This window comes from Sporosarcina sp. FSL K6-1508, assembly GCF_038007465.1.
GTDB lineage: Bacteria > Bacillota > Bacilli > Bacillales_A > Planococcaceae > Sporosarcina > Sporosarcina psychrophila_B.
In genome coordinates, this window is record NZ_JBBOXF010000001.1 from 3920815 (window position 1) to 3940582 (window position 19768).

The 19768-nt window shown below is 40.8% G+C and carries 18 protein-coding genes; all 18 read right to left on the bottom strand.

Features of this window, described 5'->3' with window-relative positions; translation table 11 throughout:
• Positions 1–134: 134 nt before the first annotated feature.
• Positions 135–1127, bottom strand: coding sequence for an ABC transporter substrate-binding protein (locus MKZ11_RS20335; protein WP_340796173.1), 993 nt, complete (start codon positions 1125–1127; stop codon positions 135–137).
• Positions 1128–1378: 251 nt separating this feature from the next.
• Complete coding sequence (gene hpaD / locus MKZ11_RS20340; protein WP_340797067.1) at positions 1379–2362, bottom strand: 3,4-dihydroxyphenylacetate 2,3-dioxygenase; 984 nt, start codon at positions 2360–2362, stop codon at positions 1379–1381.
• A 20-nt stretch (positions 2363–2382) separates the two neighbouring features.
• Entirely contained in the window at positions 2383–3894 is a 1512-nt protein-coding gene (gene hpaE / locus MKZ11_RS20345) for a 5-carboxymethyl-2-hydroxymuconate semialdehyde dehydrogenase (protein ID WP_340796174.1), read from the bottom strand.
• Between the two features lie 187 nt (positions 3895–4081).
• The gene (gene hpaI, locus MKZ11_RS20350; protein ID WP_340796175.1) at positions 4082–5005 is read right to left on the bottom strand and encodes a 2,4-dihydroxyhept-2-ene-1,7-dioic acid aldolase; all 924 of its coding nucleotides are present in this window, start codon (positions 5003–5005) and stop codon (positions 4082–4084) included.
• Between the two features lie 150 nt (positions 5006–5155).
• A complete protein-coding gene (locus MKZ11_RS20355; RefSeq protein ID WP_340797068.1) occupies positions 5156–5626 on the bottom strand; it encodes a flavin reductase family protein in 471 nt (156 codons plus the stop codon).
• A 64-nt stretch (positions 5627–5690) separates the two neighbouring features.
• Positions 5691–7175, bottom strand: coding sequence for a 4-hydroxyphenylacetate 3-monooxygenase, oxygenase component (gene hpaB / locus MKZ11_RS20360; RefSeq protein ID WP_340796176.1), 1485 nt, complete (start codon positions 7173–7175; stop codon positions 5691–5693).
• 196 nt (positions 7176–7371) lie between these two features.
• Positions 7372–7761: a 5-carboxymethyl-2-hydroxymuconate Delta-isomerase gene (locus tag MKZ11_RS20365; RefSeq protein ID WP_340796177.1), complete on the bottom strand. Its 390-nt coding sequence runs from the start codon at positions 7759–7761 to the stop codon at positions 7372–7374.
• 22 nt (positions 7762–7783) lie between these two features.
• On the bottom strand, positions 7784–8542 hold the full coding sequence (locus MKZ11_RS20370) for a fumarylacetoacetate hydrolase family protein (RefSeq protein ID WP_340796178.1): 759 nt from the start codon (positions 8540–8542) through the stop codon (positions 7784–7786).
• A complete protein-coding gene (locus MKZ11_RS20375; protein ID WP_340796179.1) occupies positions 8539–9330 on the bottom strand; it encodes a fumarylacetoacetate hydrolase family protein in 792 nt (263 codons plus the stop codon). The genes MKZ11_RS20370 and MKZ11_RS20375 overlap by 4 nt, the downstream gene beginning before the upstream one ends.
• A 170-nt stretch (positions 9331–9500) precedes the next feature.
• The gene (locus tag MKZ11_RS20380; RefSeq protein WP_340796180.1) at positions 9501–10298 is read right to left on the bottom strand and encodes an ABC transporter ATP-binding protein; all 798 of its coding nucleotides are present in this window, start codon (positions 10296–10298) and stop codon (positions 9501–9503) included.
• On the bottom strand, positions 10276–11325 hold the full coding sequence (locus MKZ11_RS20385; protein WP_340796181.1) for an ABC transporter permease: 1050 nt from the start codon (positions 11323–11325) through the stop codon (positions 10276–10278). Before MKZ11_RS20385 ends, MKZ11_RS20380 begins: the two co-directional genes overlap by 23 nt.
• A 17-nt stretch (positions 11326–11342) precedes the next feature.
• A complete protein-coding gene (locus MKZ11_RS20390) occupies positions 11343–12329 on the bottom strand; it encodes an ABC transporter substrate-binding protein (protein WP_340796182.1) in 987 nt (328 codons plus the stop codon).
• A gap of 751 nt (positions 12330–13080) precedes the next feature.
• Positions 13081–14520 (bottom strand): dihydrolipoyl dehydrogenase family protein, encoded by a 1440-nt coding sequence (locus tag MKZ11_RS20395; protein ID WP_340796183.1) that lies wholly within the window; start codon positions 14518–14520, stop codon positions 13081–13083.
• Position 14521: 1 nt separating this feature from the next.
• Positions 14522–15742 (bottom strand): dihydrolipoamide acetyltransferase family protein, encoded by a 1221-nt coding sequence (locus MKZ11_RS20400; RefSeq protein WP_340796184.1) that lies wholly within the window; start codon positions 15740–15742, stop codon positions 14522–14524.
• Positions 15743–15754: 12 nt separating this feature from the next.
• Positions 15755–16771, bottom strand: a complete 1017-nt coding sequence (locus MKZ11_RS20405) for an alpha-ketoacid dehydrogenase subunit beta (RefSeq protein WP_445327011.1) — start codon at positions 16769–16771, stop codon at positions 15755–15757.
• A 3-nt stretch (positions 16772–16774) separates the two neighbouring features.
• Positions 16775–17830 (bottom strand): pyruvate dehydrogenase (acetyl-transferring) E1 component subunit alpha, encoded by a 1056-nt coding sequence (pdhA, locus tag MKZ11_RS20410; protein WP_340796186.1) that lies wholly within the window; start codon positions 17828–17830, stop codon positions 16775–16777.
• 15 nt (positions 17831–17845) lie between these two features.
• A complete protein-coding gene (locus tag MKZ11_RS20415; protein ID WP_340796187.1) occupies positions 17846–18994 on the bottom strand; it encodes a Leu/Phe/Val dehydrogenase in 1149 nt (382 codons plus the stop codon).
• A gap of 40 nt (positions 18995–19034) precedes the next feature.
• Complete coding sequence (locus MKZ11_RS20420; protein WP_340796188.1) at positions 19035–19430, bottom strand: thioesterase family protein; 396 nt, start codon at positions 19428–19430, stop codon at positions 19035–19037.
• Positions 19431–19768: the final 338 nt, after the last annotated feature.

Genomic DNA, 19768 nt, shown 5'->3' on the forward strand with positions numbered 1-19768 from the left:
ACCTCCTTAAGTTTTGATTCATTATTAGCATACCCTCACGCGCTAAGTCTAAAACGAATTGTCAGTGGCACCGTTGGATGAAACCCCATGTTTATTTGTTTTTAAAAATTGAATCTCGCGAAAAACAAGCGAAACTACTTTGCCGATTCACTTACCTCGGCTTGCCACTCCTCTTTAATTTCAAGTCCAATCTTAGAAGCAGTATCTTCATTAATAACAAATTTTAGTTTTTTCGGAACTTGAACAGCCAATTCAGAAGGATTGTTTTCTCCTTTTAAAATCTTCACGGCCATTTGACCTGTTTCATAACCGAGATCATGGTAATTAAAACCGTATGCTGCTAGACCACCACGTTTAACGGAGTCTAGCTCACCAACCATCATTGGCAGTTTGTTATCAAACGCAACTGAAGTTACAGATTCAAGCGCCGAAACAACCGTGTTGTCTTTAATGATATACAAAGAATCTACTTTCCCAATTAATGAGTCAACAGCTTGTTTCACCTCGGCTGATGTAGCTACAGGCGCTTCAACAACATTGAGATCCATATCTTTTACCAATTCATGAACTTTATCCATTTGAACACGCGCATTTTGCTCCCCTGTATTAAAAATCATGCCTATACTTTTCGCACCTAGCTCTTCCTTTAGGAACTTCAACGTCTGCGGAATCACGTCGGGATGCAAATCTATCGTGCCAGTTACATTGCCTCCGGGACTTTCCAATGAGTTTACTAATTCAGCTCCAACCGCATCCGTAACGGATGTAAAAACAATTGGTATTTCTTGAGTCGCACTCGCTACGGCTTGAGCACTAGGTGTGGAATTTGCAAAGATCAAATCGACACCAGAATTAACAAGATTCGTAGCAATCGTCGTGTTAGCACTATTGTCATTTTGTGCGTTTTGTACTACAAATTCGACGTCCAGTCCCGCATCTTCTATTGCCTCTTTAAAGCCCTCATAAGCAGCATTCAGTGAGGGATGCTCTACAATTTGCGTGACACCTATTTTATATTTCTTTGTGTCATCATTACTCGATTCTGTTTTCTCCCCATCTCCACATGCCATAAGAAGTAGTACGGTACTAAAAGCGATGATAATCATTTTTATCCTATTCATTTTCATTCTTTCCCCCTCCGATTAAGTAAATCTGCTTATTTTGTGTAAATTTTATTCAAAAAGATAATTTTTCATAATGCTACACTGACAGTAATTGATAGTCAATCAAATTTAGAACATTTAGATTATTAAAGCGCTTACATCAGAGATAAACAAATTGAACAGTTCTTACCAACGCAAAAGCACCTGCGAAAATGTTATCGTTAACATTTTCGCAGGTATTCCTATTGTCTTTATAAATTAAATTGACTCAGTTCTCAAACCATAATTTCCGGTTTTCTTTGTTCTAATAACGGTTCTTTACAGTCTATTTCATCGCCCGTCTCAATATCAATGAATGTACTTGTTTCATTAAACCATCGATCTGGAGCTTCGTGTCCCCAGAATGTTTGACGCAGTGGATCATTTAAATCCCAGCGTTTTGGCACTAAGTCCGGATCGCAAGTTAAATAATCACCCGTGTAAAGTTCGATGCGGTGGCCATCTGGATCTCTCAAATAGAGGAAGAAGGCATTGGACAAACCGTGGCGGCCAGGTCCGCGTTCAATCGAATCTGCATACCCCATACTTGCCAAAACATCGCAACAATCAAGCACACTAAGTCGGTCTGTTAGCGAATATGCAAAATGATGCAGTTTTGGCCCAGGACCACTCATGAATGCCTGATCATGAACAGTTGGCTTACGATATAGCCAGGCTGCCCACAAGTCTCCATCTTCAGTATCCGTATACTCTGAACATGAAAAACCTAAGTGATCAACATAAAAATCATAGGCTTTTTGAACATCAGGCACAGCACAATTCACATGGTCAATCCGCTGAATTTTTGCCCCTCGATAATGGTCATACCGCTGCAGCATCCGATCAACAACGGGCATTTCCGCAAAAAATTCTAAAGGAATACCAGAGTTATCATGAGTCCGAAGGGTTCTTCCAATTGCCTGTTGTTGCCCTTTCGCCATCCATTTCGTTTTCAGTCCTTTAGAAATGAACAGCTTTTCGATTTCATCAAGGTCCTGTTCTTTTTCAACCTTATAACTAAGCACTTCGACAACGGATTTGTCTGCTTTTTTCAATAAGAGACTGTGATGTGAATGTTCTTCTAACCCTCTTAAGTAAATATGATTTTCATCACTTTCTGTTTCAATCATGCCTAATCCATCAACATAGAACTTTCGGGACGCCTGCAAATCCACTACATGTAGCACAGTTCTCGCAATTCGTATAATTGAAAAGTCCATCGTGCTCACCATACCTTCCCCTATTTATTCCCGAACTGCTGAATACGATGCTCATCAATTGAAACATGTATAATTTTCTGTTCAGTATAAAAGTCAAAGCCGTAATGTCCACCTTCACGTCCAATTCCAGAGGATTTCGATCCTCCAAAAGGTGTTCTTAAGTCACGAACGTTCTGAGCATTCACCCAGAGCATTCCTGCTTCAATTTTATGCGCAACGCGGTGACCTCGTTTTATATCGTTCGTCCATACATAACCCGCGAGTCCATAATCGACGTTGTTTGCCATCTGAATGACTTCTTCTTCGTCTCTAAATGTCATTACAGTTAATACTGGACCGAAGATTTCTTCTTGTGCAACACGCATATTATTTTCAGCATTTAGAATTAGAGTAGGTGCAACAAAGTTTCCTTCAGAAAATCCAATTGGGATATCTCCAGTAATCACTTCGGTACCCTCTTCTTTTGCAATTTCCAAGTAGCTTTTCACCTTATTAAAATGACCTTTATCAATCAGTGGTCCTACTTCCGTATCTGCGTCTAGTGGGTCACCTAGTTTAATATTCGCAACACGTATCTTTAAAGCATCAATAAATTTATCTTTGATCTCTTCTTGTAAAAACAAGCGTGAGTTAGCCGTGCATCGTTCGCCGTTAAAGGAGTAGATTCCCCATACGCAAGCATCTAGAGCACGATCGAAATCTGCATCTTCAAAAACGATAATCGGTGATTTCCCACCAAGTTCCATCGAGCAACTTTTTAAGGTGTCGGCGCTGTTTTTTATAATCGTTGAACCCGTCGTTGTTTCCCCTGTGAATGAAATAAGCTGGACATCAGGATGTTTGACAAGCGCATCCCCCGCTGTCTCTCCGTAGCCATGCACAACATTGAAGACACCCTTCGGTAGATCCGCTTTATGAATTACTTCAGCTAATAGATTAGCTGAAAGTGGGGAGAGTTCTGCCGGTTTTAGCACAACTGTATTGCCAGTCGCAAGCGCCGGTGCAACTTTCCATGTTTCCAACATAAAGGGAGCGTTCCACGGTGTGATCAATCCTGCAACCCCTACTGGTGCGTGGATTGTATAATTGATAAATTCATCATCTACTTGGAAGGCATCTCCTACAAGACGACTTTCCACCATGCGAGCATAAAACCTGAAATTTTCCGATGCACGGCTTACCATATTCCTAGTTTGGCTAATTGGAAGTCCCGTATCAAGTGCTTCTAAGTAAGCTATTTTTTCTATTTCTTCGTCTATCAAATCTGCAATACGGTAAATATAGGCCATTCTTTTTTTTAGTTTCATCGTTTTCCAAGGACCGTGATCAAATGCTTCCCGCGCAGCTGCTACTGCCTTATTAATATCATCTGACTGCCCCTCAGCAACTTCATTGATTTGTTCATTTGTAAAAGGATTCATGTTTTTGATTGTTTTGCCGGCTGAAGCTGGAGTGAATTCACCATTTATATAAAGAGAAATATTCTTTTGTGTTTCATGTTTAAAAGAAACTGACTCATGCGTTGATACCATATATATCACCTATTTTCTTATTATATTTGTTGAGATAAAAAAGCCTATCGAATTAGCAACGGCGCTAGAGGATGCCTCCCGCCCTAAGCCATGCAGCTTCGGCTACCCGGTGTCCAGTTACTGACACCAAATTGCAACTTCGCTTAGTTAGTAACGGTATTTATTCAACATATATATTATTTTTTCATCATTTTACAACAGCTTCTTTAGGTAAAATAGCAAGTTCAATAAGTGATTCCCGGACTTCTTGTTGGATTTCATCTGAAGGTAATCCTAAGGGCAAGCGAAGCTTCGGCGTGATTTTCCCCATCATGCCAAGTGCCACTTTAACGGGTGATGGATTCGTATCTTTGAAGAGTACATCATTCAATGGCATTAATTCGAAGTGAAGGTCTTGTGCCCTTGCAACATCTCCAGCTTCCCATGCGTTATAAAGTTCCGCTACTTTTGTTGGCTCCACATTTGCTGTTGCACTGATAAATCCAGCACCGCCAATTGCAAGCATTGGATAACAAAGCAGTTCAATTCCTGAGAATAATAGGAAATCTCTGCCACAGTTGAGAAGCACACGATTCACATGTTCAAAGTCTTTATTTGCCTCTTTTACTCCGATAATATTCGGGCAATCATCGACTAAGCGCTTCATCGTACTTACTTCCATATTAACAGCGGACCTACCTGGTATATTGTAAATGATGATTGGCGTTACGACTGAATCTGCCACCGTTTTAAAGTGCTGATAAAGCGCCTCTTGGTTCGGTCTATTATAGTAAGGCACAATAACCATTGCAGCATCTGCACCTATTTCTTCCGCATATTTCGTTAGCTCCATTGTTTCATCGTGATTTGTAGATCCCGTTCCAGGTGCGAAAAACACCCGTCCATCAATCGTCTTTTTCGCCAGATCCATAACCCTTTTTCTCTCATCGATTGTTAAAGAACTCGGTTCTCCACTCGTTCCTGTAACGGAAATCCCATGACTTCCGCTGTCAATTTGCCAATTGATCAACTCAGTAAAGGCTTTTTCGTCAATTGCACCGCTTTCAGTAAAGGGTGTAATAACAGGACAAATTGAGCCTCGTAACTTCTTTTTAGCTTCATCATAGACCAATAGAATCCACTCCTTCTAAGTGATTAAATATCTGCTAGATAAATCATTTTTTATAAAAACTAATAGTGACTACCTAAATAAGTTGCATTAATGAATTCTATTGAACCGCCCCGGCGCTCGGTTTAAATACCAGATTCAAAACTTCAACTTTTATTCTTCAAGTTCTCTCAGTTCGCGATATTTCCCTCGGTTAAACAATAATGGTTCTTTTTCATCAAGCTTAACGCCAGTAACATGACCGATGAAAACTGTGTGATCTCCCACTACATATTCGCTATGCAGTTCACATGTTACAACCGCTAACGAATTCTCAAGAATTGGTAAACCTTTATAGGATGCGAAATTAATTTTTGATTCTAAATTGAGTTGCCCCGAAAATTGCTTCGACTCCATTTGTTGAGCAGATGATAATATGTTAATCGCGAATTGATTGGCATCTTTGATTAGCTGATGCATTCTTGCATTTTCTCCAATACTAATTGCAACAAGCTTCGGATTTAGAGAAATGGACATAAACGCATTTGCTGTCATGCCATGTACCTCGTCTGCGAACTCTGTTGTAATAACTGTTACACCTGTTGCAAAACTCCCCATAGCGTTTCGAAATAAACGGTCATCAATTTCGTGATCTACCAGTTGCATTATTAATTCCCCCTTTCACTTTCATATAAATTTTGATTTACTTTCAAAGTAATATGCCTGCCTCTTTCTTTGTTCTATTTAAAAAGCTCGTAACCATATCTTTATAAGGTTGCTTATCAAATCCATCATAATAGGCATTCGACATTCTCACTGGATCTCCAAAGAAGTAATATTCATAGAGTGCTTGCCTGTTACCGAATGCACTAATCGAAATATCCCATGCTAAGCGGAATAGCTGTACTTTTTCCTCGCCGTTAATATTCGCTCCTTGCGTGTAACGATGGACTAACGGGCCGACATCTGTATTGCTAAAGTCTGCTTCAGTTGGAAGCGCCATCAAACCCGAAGCGCCTAGAATTTTAATGATTTCATTCATACGCTGATACATTTTCGGGAACCAGTTGCGTGCTGCATTTAACGGTTCAAAGTCTGGCGTCATATTGCCATATTGATCTATTTTTGCATTGTGCTCAGATTTGTATAAATGAGAGCGCATCACTTCTAAAATAACCATAATTTCACTAGCTTTTTCCTTAACATGCATGAATTTATCAATACCAATCGCTTCCATCATACTGATGACTACACCAAGAATAAATTCGGTTTTTACGACATTTTTAGAAATAACTTGATGCGTCATATGTATAACCGCATTTGTCTCGGTATACGTACGATTACATATATCAGTGCTTTCACTTACAAAAACTCTTTCCCATGGAACCAATACATCTTCAAATGAAATGATGGCATCACTTTCATCAAACCTGGCGCCTAACGGATGATCCCATTTACTTTTGCCATAATCGAATGATTCGCGGGATAGGAACTTTAAACCCGGTGTATTATTTGGGATGGCAAATGCAAATGCGAATGGATCATCTGTCGTTCCCGGCGTTCTGTTTATAGTAGACGGGAATACAACAAGTTCATCAGTGATACCTCCTAATGTTGCCAAGAGCCGACAGCCATTCACTATAATGCCATCCGGGGTCTTTTTCGTAATACGTGCGGAGAGGAATGGATCTTTTTGCTCTGCTTGCGTTAGCATTGATCTGTTCACCTGTGGATGAATTAATGTATGTGTTAAGCTAATGTCATTTTCACGTGCATACTCATAGTAATCTGCTGCATTTTCAGCAAACTGGTCACTTCCGCCGCCCTCTTGCGCAAAAAATTGACTGGCTGTACCGAAGGCCATGATGCTCGTGTTCAAATAGTCTGGGGAACGCCCCATCATACCGCCGGAAAAAGTTGCCCACTCAGTATGCATTTCACGTCTTTTAAATAAATCTTCTTTCGTTTTAGGAGCAATAAATGAAAGCCCAACCTTTTTTCCTGATGTCGGAGACGTATAGAGCATTTTTTCTGGCTTTTCATGTTGTAAATCGTAAAGACCCGCAACGCTCTCCACTACATTTTTAAATGCTGGATGAAGGGTAACATCGTCTACTTTCTCACCATGGATCCATACTTCTGTATTCCGTTCTCTAATGCCCTCAATATATTCTTTCCCAGTTCGTGCGCCCATGCTATTCCCTCCTCATTTTGGATAAAGTGAAACTTTAATGTCTCTGCCCTTGGCTATCTTACACGTTAAGACAATAACCGTTGTTATAATTTTCAGAACCCTTTATTCACAATGATATACTAAATGATATATGATAACAAGCATAGTTTTACAGTTCATTCCACTTTTCTTGAATAGATTAGTTGACGATGCACTTTTACTTCTTTTTAAATCTCGCATGAATATTATTTTGTTTATAAGTACCGGCCTTACTAAATTCGATTAGTTCCATTGATAATGCTAAATAGCGCTTGGCCATTATTAACGAGAAATGTTCTTTCATCACTTCAAACAATGCCTCACAAACTTCTTTCTTTATTTCTTCTGAGCGTCCCGCACCAATCTTTAACACTGCATGGACGAATGCATCATCCTCTGCACCATCTGCCACGCGGTAGTCTTTTAGTTCAATCGCCCTTGAACGAAGACCACCTATCGGAAAAACAGTGTCTCGGGCAATCAGGACTTTATGAATCTCCTCAAATAACTTTTCAAGTTTCGCCTCATCTTTAATGTTATCTGTGTACTCGACTATAAAATGTGGCAAGTAGATTCACCTCCCTTTTCCACTATTTCTTTATGAAAGATTCATCTCCGATAATGGTATTTACCAAACGGCCAATTCCTTCAACTTCTGTGACGACTATATCACCGACGGCCGTATTGACAGACCCTTTAGGAGTCCCTGTAAGAATGACATCATTTTCACTCAACGTCATAAAACTACTTAAATACGCAATAAGATCCGGAATATCAAAGATCATATCCGCCGTTGTTCCTTCTTGGACGAGTTTGTTATTGACATGCGTTGTCAATTTTAAATCCATTGGATCGGCGACATCTATTGCATCGACAATCCATGGACCGAATGGTGTACCCATATCACGATTTTTCACGCGCAAGTTGGGACGATAGTAGTTTTCTAAATAATCTCTGATAGCGTAATCATTCGCAACACTATATCCTTTAACATAATTGTAGGCGTCTTCTTTTTTGACATTTCGAGCTGTTTCACCGATGATGACGGCCAACTCACACTCGTAGTGCATATAAGTGACATCTGCGGGACGACGAGTATACGCCTCATGCCCAATAAACGTATTGGGCCCTTTTAAAAAGACAAGCGGTTCTGATGGTGCCGCAAATGCAAGTTCAGCTGCATGATCCGCATAATTAAGCCCTAATGCAAATACCGTACGCGGTTCGATTGGCGTTAACCAAGTTACTTTGTTCTCTTCCACAATTCGTCCATCGTCTAATTTGAGTTGCCCTTCCCATTCAATTGCTTCATGGATGGCACCCCCAAATGCTATTCGCGCTTTTCTCATACCGTCCCCCTCCATTTGAATTCTCTTTCGTCAACTATGAAATTTTCCAGACTGCCAATACCTGCTATTTCGATTCGGATTTTATCGCCTACCCTAGCTTGTGGTGCCTCTTCAGGGACTCCAACGAGTAACACATCTCCAGGACTCAACGTCATGAACTCGGTTACATCCGCAAGTAAACGAGGGACCGAACGAATCAAATTCGTTGTTGAATTTTTTTGACGAAGTTCATCATTAATGAATACACGGATAGTTAAGTCATCTGGATTTTGCACTTCATGACGATCGATGATCCATGGCCCGATTGGACAAAATCCATCACGCGCGTTATATTGAACAGCCGGTCGGTATACGCTATCATGCGGCACGCTGACATCGTTGACAATCGTATAACCAGCTACGTAAGTCAGCGCAGCTTCTTCATCCACCGCGACAGCTTTCTTTCCTATTACGAGTCCAAGTGCCGCTCCCATTTCCAGCTTATCTATCCCAGCTGGCATAGCAATCGCTGCACCGTGACGGTTGAAGGTATTTGCGGGTTTAATATAAAGAACAGGGGCAATTGGTGGCGCATTATACGGTTTGTCATGTATAGCTTTGCCTAGCCTTTCAAGGGCCCCTTCATAGTTCAGCAATGTACCATAAACAGTCCCTGTAATCGGGATGTCGAATTGTATTTCATTGGTATTTAATACGTCATCGCCGATTATCACTGTATTCGTTTCCGCAGTTACATTCACTGAAAGTGGGTCGCGCTTACCTAATACTTTAATTCTTGCTCCGCTCATCTATTTCACTCCTTCAGTTAGTAGACTACTTTTCCATAGCACTAATAACTATACTTCCCGAAAAAGACTACTAACATTGCATGAAGGGCACCCTTCTACTAGAATGAATTTTTCACTCCTTGAACAATCAGATGAAGTGCCCTTGCACCTTAGAAACCGAAAATAAATTATTAAACCGATAACAATGCTTTATCACTAGTCAATTTTTCGCCGCGAATGCGCTGAAATTCATCCATCAACTTAGGAATTGTTAACTTCTTCTTTTCATCAGCTTCTATTTCCAATATGATTTGTCCTTTATCCATCATAATAAGCCTGTTACCCAAGTCCAGCGCTTGTTGCATATTATGGGTGATCATCAGTGTTGTGAGCTGATCCTTCTCAACAAGTTGCTTTGTTAAATTCGTTATTAATTCTGCTCGTGACGGATCTAGCGCGGCAGTATGTTCATCAAGAAGCAAAATAGATGGTTGCGTAAAGGTTGCCATCAATAGTGAAAGTGCTTGCCTCTCTCCGCCAGAAAGCATGCCTACTTTTGCGTTCAATCGATTTTCAAGGTTTAAATGGAGCGTTTCAAGTGATTCGCGAAACAATTCACGACGTTTCTTGTCTACACCCTTTTTAAAAACACGTTTTTTGTTTCGTGAATAGGCCATAGCTAGGTTTTCCTCAATTGTCATCGTAGGAGCTGTTCCTGCCATTGGATCTTGAAACACTCTTCCGATCATTTGTGATCGCTTATATTCCGGCATTTTTGTAACGTTTTTATCAGCAATTTCAATTTCACCAAAATCAGGCGAAAGAGCGCCGGAAATCATATTCAACATGGTCGATTTTCCAGCTCCATTACTTCCGATTACAGTCATAAAATCTCCTGGATTTAACGTGAGATTAATTTGATCTAAGGCAATTTTTTCATCAGGAGTTGCTTCATTAAATAATTTATTAATCTGGCTGAGCTTTAACAATGGCGCTCCCCTCCTTCATCCGCAAGTGTTCATGCTCTAGTAACCGTTCAGCATGCCGTTTTGCTTTCCTGCTTTTTTCTCGTTTCTTTTCAAAGAATTGCGGTAAAACTAACGCCCCAATTACAATAACTGCGGTAATTAATTTCATATCTCCCGTATCAAGAAAGTCCACTCTAAGTGCAAGGCCAAGCACAATTCTATAAATAATGGCTCCTGCAATTACAGCAACTGTCGTTCGCACAATCGTTTTCGTTCCAAATATTGCCTCACCGATGATGACGGAAGCCAGTCCGATGATGATCATTCCGATTCCCATTCCGATGTCAGCAAACTTCGAATACTGAGCGATCAGTGCACCTGAAAATGCAACAAGTGCATTCGAAAAGCCTAGCCCTACAATAACAAGTGTGTCTGTATTGGCAGATAAACTTCGAATCATTTTTTTATTATCTCCAGTAGCTCTTATCGCAAGACCTACCTCGGTTTTCAAAAACCAATCGACGGCAAATTTGATTAGCAAAACAAGTATAATCATGATGAATACCGTACCCCAGGTTGAAGGCAAATGTTGGAATCCTAGCATACTAAAAAATTTATTAATGGCTGTGTCGATACCAAAGGAGCTCCAAAATGTATGAAACTTACTAAACATCGTTTCAGCATTTAATAAAGGTATATTCGGACGCCCGATGGAATTTGCCGATGTCAGTCCCATTATGCGTAAATTGATAGAATACAAGGCTATCATCATCAAGATTCCAGATAGAAGTGCATTGATTTTCCCTTTTGTGTGCAGGAGGCCGGTTACACATCCAGCAAGAAAACCGATGATGATGGCTACTACTGTTGCAGCTACCGGATGATAACCAAAGATAATCATCGTGGCAGCTACTCCAGCTCCTGTCACAAAACTTCCGTCAACCGTTAAATCCGGAAAATCCAGCACACGGAATGATATATACACGCCAAGCGCCATAATTGCATAGATGATCCCTTGCTCTACAGAGCCAAATACAGCTGAAAACATGCAGAATCACCTCCTATTTATTCACTAAATTCAGCTTTCCATTCATCTTTAACGTCGAGTTCAAGAGTATCTGCTGTGTCTTTATTCATAATCAATTTTAACTTTTGTGGAATTTGAACAGGCATGTCGGCTGGTTTACTTTCACCTTTTAAGATTTTGACAGCCATTTGTCCTGCTTCATAGCCAATATCAAAGTATTCAAATCCGTATGCCGCTAAGCCACCTCGTTTTACAGAGTCAAATTCACCGACCATCATCGGAATTTTATTGTCATTGGCAACTGAAATGACTGATTCGAGCGCAGAAACAACCGTATTGTCTGTAATAATGTACATAGAATCTACTTTACCAAGCAATGATTCGGTCGCTTGCTTCACATCTGCTGAAGTAGCAACAGAAGCTTCAACAACAGTCATATCCATATCTTTCAACATTTCTTTTACTGCATCTACTTGGGCACGAGAGTTTTGCTCTCCAGAGTTAAACACCATGCCAACATTTTTTGCACCCAATTCTTCTTTAAGGAATTTCAGTGTATTGGAAATTGCATCTGGATGAGCATCAATTGTTCCTGTTATATTACTTCCCGGGCTTTCCATTGAGTCAACGAGTTCTGCTCCAACTGCATCTGTTACAGAAGTGAAAATGATCGGAATTTCTGTTGTAGCACTAGCAGCCGCCTGAGCACTAGGAGTTGAGTTTGCGAATATCAAATCCACATCTGCGCTGACAAGATTCGTCGCTATTGTCGTGTTGACACTGTTATCACCTTGAGCAATTTGAACATCATATTCCGCATCAATTCCCGCATCTTCTAATGCCTTTTTAAAACCATCATAAGCTGCATTGAGAGAGGGGTGTTCAACAATCTGGCTGACGCCTATTTTATATGTCTTCGAAGACGTTTCCTTGTCCTTCACTTCCCCCTCCTCTTCCCCGCATGCAGCAAGTACTAATGTAGTACTGAAAATAACAGCCAACATTTTTTTCCATCCGTTTCTCATTTCTTTTCCCCCTTTTTAACTGTCTTATTTGGTGTTTAGTAAAGTCCAAAGTACGCTGCAAGTAAAGATGTTTTAGATTAAAACTCGGTTAACTTTGTCCGAATGTTTAGTCTTTTAAATCGATTACTATACAATTGCACTTTATTATATATTTAGAGTGAATTGGAATTCCCACTAATACCGCTTCGACGCTTTGTGGATGCCTCCCGCGATAAGCCAGAAAGGAGACCACTTGGGAGGGATTGAGCTGCATCCCTCCTTGCTCTTATCGCTCCGGCTACCACGAAGACGCGCCTTCGCTGGATGGTCTAGGTGGGAAAGCGCATTTCGTTATCTATAATGAAATCTGCAACATGGAGTGCGTCTTTCTTGACTAAAATTATATATGTTGAACTATTGAATCCGGTATATAAACTGAGCGAAGGCGCCTTAACAGGGGTAGCCGAAGCCATAAGACCGGCGGCGAAGCTGCTTGGCTTATGGCAGTAGGGATCCACTAGCGCCGTAGCGGTTCAATGGAGTTCTTTATTTCAATATATAGTATCGAATAGTAATCACCTTATAATTTCGGAATATACATCTCAAAATTTTATTTCTCTCGATAATGAACACCCTAGCGCAGGCGCGGCAAAGTCGTCCCCAAAGCGCCAAGCGTTCTACAATCCACACCCCGAATTACAACTCTCTTGTCAGTAAGCGCCAAAGCGGGTCGAATAAAATCTCTATGTCCTTAACTCCTTTTTAGATGCGTTTAAATCGTTAGCAAATCTCTCTTTTTATCCGGCATAGCATGAATTGCTTGTCCGATTAAGCCTTCTGCCGCCTCAAGCAGTCCTTCATTGAATCCTGGATGCGCATAGTTCGGGAATTTTATATCTTCCTCTTTTGAAGCCATTTCAAGTAATTGGACAAAGGAACCTGACATTTCAATTGCCCCTTCCCCAATCATATGAATGCCTTGAATGATTTCTGTTGTTGCATCAGAAATAACTTTAATAAACCCATCCTTTTTACCCGTAATTGTTGCATAACCGTTTCCGCCAAGAGCAAATTGACTGACCCGAATAGCCACCCCAAAGTCCCGTGCGCTTTGTTCTGTAAGCCCTACAGAAACGATTGGCGGGATTGTATGTGCCACAACTGGCATAAATGTAAGGTCGACTTCAGTTTGTTCCCCTGCTATTGAGGTAACAGCAGCTTTACCTTGCTTGATTGCTTTCACTGCGAGCATTGGCCCCTCGGTCACATCACCAATTGCATATATAGAAGGTATTGAGGATTGCATATTTCCGTCCACCTTGATGAAACCCTCGTCTGTTTGCTCAATTCCGAAACGGGTGATGCCGAGAGCATCCAAATTGGGTTTCCTTGTTCCAGATACGAATAGATGTGATCCACGTATCGTCTCTTCTATGTTTTTATCCGTTTGAAACGTTAGTATAATCCCGTCTGCTGTTTCATTTACCGAAATGAATTCACGCTCTTTATGCACTTTAATTTTATGCTTTTTAAATAAACGATTTAATTCTTTATTGATGGATTCATCGAATGGAAAGCCTGTTTGATCATCAATTACGATACTGACTTGTGCTCCTAATGCGGCAAAACTTGAAGCCGCTTCAAGTGCAATGTAATCATGACCTCTTACAATAAGGTGCTCAGGTATCTCTTCCAATTTAAATAGCTCATGGGGCAATAGAATTCGCACCCCTTTATCGTTCATTGCGGACGGTATAATCGGGGAGCTTCCTGTCGCAATAATGACTTGTTCAAATTCGAAAATATCGAATTGATGTCCATTTTCTACACCGATTCTATCTACCGCGAGAAATGTAACTTTCCCGCGGATGAGTTCAATTTTATTTTCATTACATAGACTTTCTACGCCTGATCTAAGCTGATTAATGACGTTAGATTTATAAGCAATCAGCTTTTTAATATCGACTAGGTTATCCAAACTTCCAATTCCCAGATTTTGTAGATGGGTAATTTCAGAGCGTTTAGCTGCTGCATGTGTAAAAACTTTAGAAGGAATACACCCTTCATTCAGACAAACGCCGCCCATTTCAGCCTGTTCAATTAATGTTACCGAGAGACCAAGCTGCGCACCACGTATGGCAGCAGAGTAGCCGCCTGGCCCCCCTCCAATGACAACGAGATTTCTTTCCTGACTGATTTCCCCAACAACCATTTTATATCATCTCCATCATCAGTTTGTGAGGCTGCTCAATTAGGCTGGCAAAGCGATTCGTAAATGCAACCGCTGTTGCGCCATCAGCAACACGGTGATCGAATGCCATGGAAAGTGTCATGATATGACCGATAACAATTTCATCATGCTCATTGACGATTGGTTGTTTTTTTGTTTTATGGAAAGCAATAAGAGCCGTTTCTGGATAATTAATAATCGGTGTTGCACCGGTACTACCAAGAGGTCCGACATTACTCACTGTAAATGTGCTATTTTGCATTTCAAACAGTTGTAGGCTACCAGCGATTGCTTTGGCTGTCAATTCCTTTACTTCTTTGTTAATTTCTTTGATTGATTTCTTATCAACATCATGGATAACAGGAACAATTAGTCCGCTTTCAGTATTTGTTGCGAGTCCAATGTGGTAGTTTTTCTTAAGGAGTATCCGACTGTTTTCTTCATCAAGTTCGGCATTGAATATCGGGAAATCCTTCAATGAGATAACAAGTGCCTTAATAAGAAATGCTGGAACACTGACGGATTCACCCGCCACTTTCAACTGCTCTCTCATTTTAACCAAATTCGTCATATTCACTTCGTCAAAATGAGTAACATGGGGAATTGTAAAGAGTGATTTCGTCATCTTTTCTGCAATTTTTTTTCGGATTCCTCTAAAAGGAATTTCATCAGGACTCTTTTGATCAATCTTCGTCTGCTTAACAATCTTAACTGATTCGAACATGGTTTGTTTTTCTTCTAAGAATCGAAAAACATCTTCTTCGGTTATCCTTCCAGAAGGGTCAGCTGCATGGACATCTTCGAGATTTATATTGTTATCGCGTGCAATTTTGCGTGTATACGGCGCCGCAAGTATTCGCTTAAAATGCAATGGCGGCAATTTCTCATCTATTTTAATTGCCGGGCTTGCTTCCCTCTCATTGATTTTTTTCGTTTCCATTATTGATTTTTGTACTGTTCGAACAGCTTCGTTTAATTCAATGCAGAGCAGGCTTGTTCCGACCTGAACAATTTCACCTACTTCAATACGAATTTCTTTCACAATACCCGGGCCGGGCGAAGTAAGTTCGGCGACCATTTTGTCTGTTTGTACTTCGACAAGCGGCTGATCCGTCGTAACCGAATCGCCAACCTTGACTAAGTAATGGATCACTTCCCCTTCAGTCATCCCTTCCCCGATATCATGTAACTTTACTTCGAGCATTCCATTTCCCCCTTAAAAATGAAGCACTTTTTCAATTCCTTCCACGACGCGTGCCGGTGTTGGAAGATAATGTTCTTCTAATGTAAAGAATGGAACCGGGACGTCAAATCCTGTAACGCGTTCAATTGGAGCTCGTAGATAAAGAAAAGCTGTATCGTTTATTATGGAAACAATATCGTTGCCAAGTCCCCCCGTATTATGTGCTTCATGAATGATGACTGCTCTCGTTGTCTTTTGCACAGATTGAGCAATAATGTCACGATCAATTGGATATAATGTTCGCAGATCGATAATTTCACAACTAATTCCCTTTTTCGCGGCCTGTTCAGCGGCTTTCTCAGCAATTGAAATCATAGCTCCCCACGCGATCAGAGTGACGTCTGTACCTTCAAGCACTCGTTTTCCTTTACCAATTTCTACAGTATATTTTCCAACAGGAACTTCTTCTCTTTTCGAACGATAGTTTTTCATAGGCTCCAAAACTAGCACAGGATCAGGATCTTCCATTGCTGCAATCAATAACCCTTTTGCATCGTATGGATTAGATGGACAGACCACCTTGATCCCTGGCATATGTGTGAATAAAATTTCCGTACTGTCAGAATGGATTTCAGGCGCTCGAATTCCTGCACCATATGGAGCTCGAATGACCATAGGCACTGTAAAACGAGACATCGATCGCATCCGAAGCCGTGAAACATGTGTCATAATCTGTTCGTACGCAGGATAGATAAAACCGAGGAACTGGATTTCTGCAATCGGTCTAAAACCGTTAACGGCAAGACCAATTGACGTCCCAATAATCCCTGCTTCTGAAAGTGGTGTATCGACTACTCGATCATCACCAAATTGTTCCTGAAGGCCTTCCGTCGCGCGGAATACACCACCATTTTTCCCGATATCTTCTCCGAGTATGATGGTTCGATCATCCTCTTCTAGCATCAAACGCATGCCATCATTAATCGCTTGAATTAACGTCATCTGCTTTGTCGTTTCGTTTTTTTGTTCCGATTCTTTTAATTGTGTCATCAATCATCGCCTCCCCAAATGCGCAAGGTACGCTTCTTTTTGTTCAGTGAGCTGAGCGGGCATTTCAGCGTATACATGATCGAAAACATCTTCTACATTAGGCGGCGGAAACTTTTCCATTTCTTCTACAGCCGCTTCGACTTCACTTATAGTTTTTTCTTTAGTAGCTTGAACCCATTCGTCATTCCAATAGCCATAATTTCTCATAAATAATTCTAATCGTGTAAGAGGGTCTACAAAATTAACTCCTTGTTTTTCAGATCGGTATTTAGACGGATCATCAGCAGTTGTGTGGGCACCTTTTCGCCACGTAACTGCTTCTATCAATGTCGGGCCGTTGCCAGCTCTAGCATTATCAAAGGCCTTTTTCGTCTCAAAATAAACCGCAAAACAATCATTCCCATCGACACGGAATCCCGGCATACCATAGGCAACTGATTTTTGTGCAATCGTTGCAGAATTCATCTGTTTTTCAATTGGGACCGAAATTGCATACCCATTATTTTGGTTAAAAAAGACCACTGGCACTTTGAATACGCTCGCAAAATTTAACCCTTCATGAAAATCCCCTTCCGAAGTCGCACCGTCCCCAAAATAAGCAATTGCTGCATTTTTTGTTCCTTTTCTCTTTTCAGCCCATGCGGCACCCGCTGCATGGGGGAGCTGTGTCGCAATTGGAACAGCTGGCGGAAAAATATTTCTGTCTGCCGGCGCTACACAGCCTTCTAGCCTGCCATTCCAATACAAAAACGTTCTGGCCATACTTTTTCCAAACGTTATCGTGGCTCCATGATCACGATATGTCGGGAAAACCCAGTCATCGGCATTTAATGCGAGTGCGCTACCCACTTGAGCAGCTTCCTGTCCTTCAAAAGGTGCGTATGTTCCTAGACGCCCTTGTCGTTGTAAGTTAATCGCTTTTCTATCAAATGTACGAATTCGTAACATGTGATAATACAACTGTTTAACCAATTGCTCATCTATTTGCTTTTCAAAGCTTGTGTCAACAAAAAAGCCTTTATCGTCTACTATTCTTTTTATAGGATAGTTATGTTCCACTTAACTTGCCTCCAATCAGGATAGATTACGAATCGACCACTTTGGTTTTGCTGGTGCTGAGTAAAAGCTGTTCCGTTTTCCTCGATCTGCTATTCTCTTCTCACACATTGCATTTGCCGATTCCTCGGTTGTTTTTCCACTGTTATCAGCTTCCTTGTAAACTTCTAAAATTGCATCGTATATATGTTTCGTTTTCGCAAGCACCCGTTCGTGATTAATGCCATACAATTCATCTGCTACTTGTATGAGCCCACCAGAATTGACGATATAATCCGGTGCATATAATATTCCTTTATCCCGCAATAATTTACCATGCCTATCATTTAACAACTGATTATTCGCAGATCCTACAATCGCTTTTACTTTAAACTGAGGAATTGTGGTGTCGTTAATAATCCCGCCAAATGCACACGGTACAAATATATCTGCTTCTTGAGAATAGATAGCTTCATTTGCAACAATTTGTAGCTTGCCAGTTGTTCTTGCCGCAACTTCTTCAATTGCCCGCAGACTCTCTTCATTAATATCTGTTACGAAAATGTGAGCACCTGCTTCAAGCAATCCACTTGCGACTTTGAATCCAACCTTTCCAAGCCCTTGAATCGCATAGATATGCTGACCTAATTCGCCATTTCCATATAGCATCTGATTGGTCGCTTTTATACCGTACAAAACACCTGCTGCTGTAGGAATAGATGAATCGCCACCGCCTCCGTATACTTCCGGCAGGCCGTTGACGAAATTCGTTTCTTTCATCGCGTGAACGAAATCGTCCATCGTCGTCCCCATATCCGTTCCCGTATAAAAACGACCGCCCAGTGAGTTTACAAATTGACCGAATGCGCGGAATAATTCCGGTGACTTATCTGTTTTAGGATCACCAATAATAACTGCTTTCCCACCCCCAAAATCGACATCGGCAGCTGCACATTTATAGGTCATTCCTTTTGAAAGACGAAGGACATCTTCCAACGCTTCTTCCACACTGCCATAAGGTTGCATGCGGCAACCGCCAAGTGCTGGTCCAAGCGTAGTGTCATGAATTGCAATAATTGCACGTAAACCTGTTGAAGGGTCATTACAGAAAACGACTTGTTCATGTTCACTCATTCGATCAAAGAGCTCAAATTCCTTTGTCATTGACGTTCTTTCAGCTAGCATCATGCGATTTTCCCCCTTAGGATTGGTCATACAAAATCCCTGTTTAGAATGAAGCTTCATCTAACTTTTTCACAATTCTTTCCTTCGGCAATATAACCTGTATTACTTCACCTTTTCCAATAAGCCCCAACTTATTTTGCGCTATGACTTTTGTCACAACTTTATTGTCACGAAGTTCAATTAGAGTTGCCGTTAAGGTAACGGTAGAACCAAGCGGAGACGCAGCAAGATGCTTCAGCTGGACTGATGCACCCATTCCCTCTTCATGCTCTTCCAAAAATGGAAGAATGATTTTTCGAGAAACCCATTCCATATGATATGTCATTGCTACGGTTGAATAGACAGGATGTACAATTTCTCCTTCAAATGAAGCAAACATATCCTCTGTTACGATTATCTCGATTGCTTCCTCTCTACCAACATTCAATCCTCGCTTCATAATATATCCCCTACTCAAGTTATAATATGTGAGACCCCTTTTGAAAACGCTTACAAATTCATAGTCCATCTTCAGTCGTTATTCTCATTTCCTTGGTCGAACTACTCTCCTTTTTCAATAAATTACAAATGCCTTTTTCAATGCTAAATTAATGACCGTGTTCATACGATGAAAACCTTAAATGGTAAACGATTATTTACAATTATCATATATCATACTGTATATGACTTCAAGTACTTATCAGAAGTATTTTTATAATCTGAATACTAGTATGCGATTAATGCGGTTTCATCGCTTTTAGAAAGTTCTGCTCTTCTTGGTCTATAAGCGTTGCAATC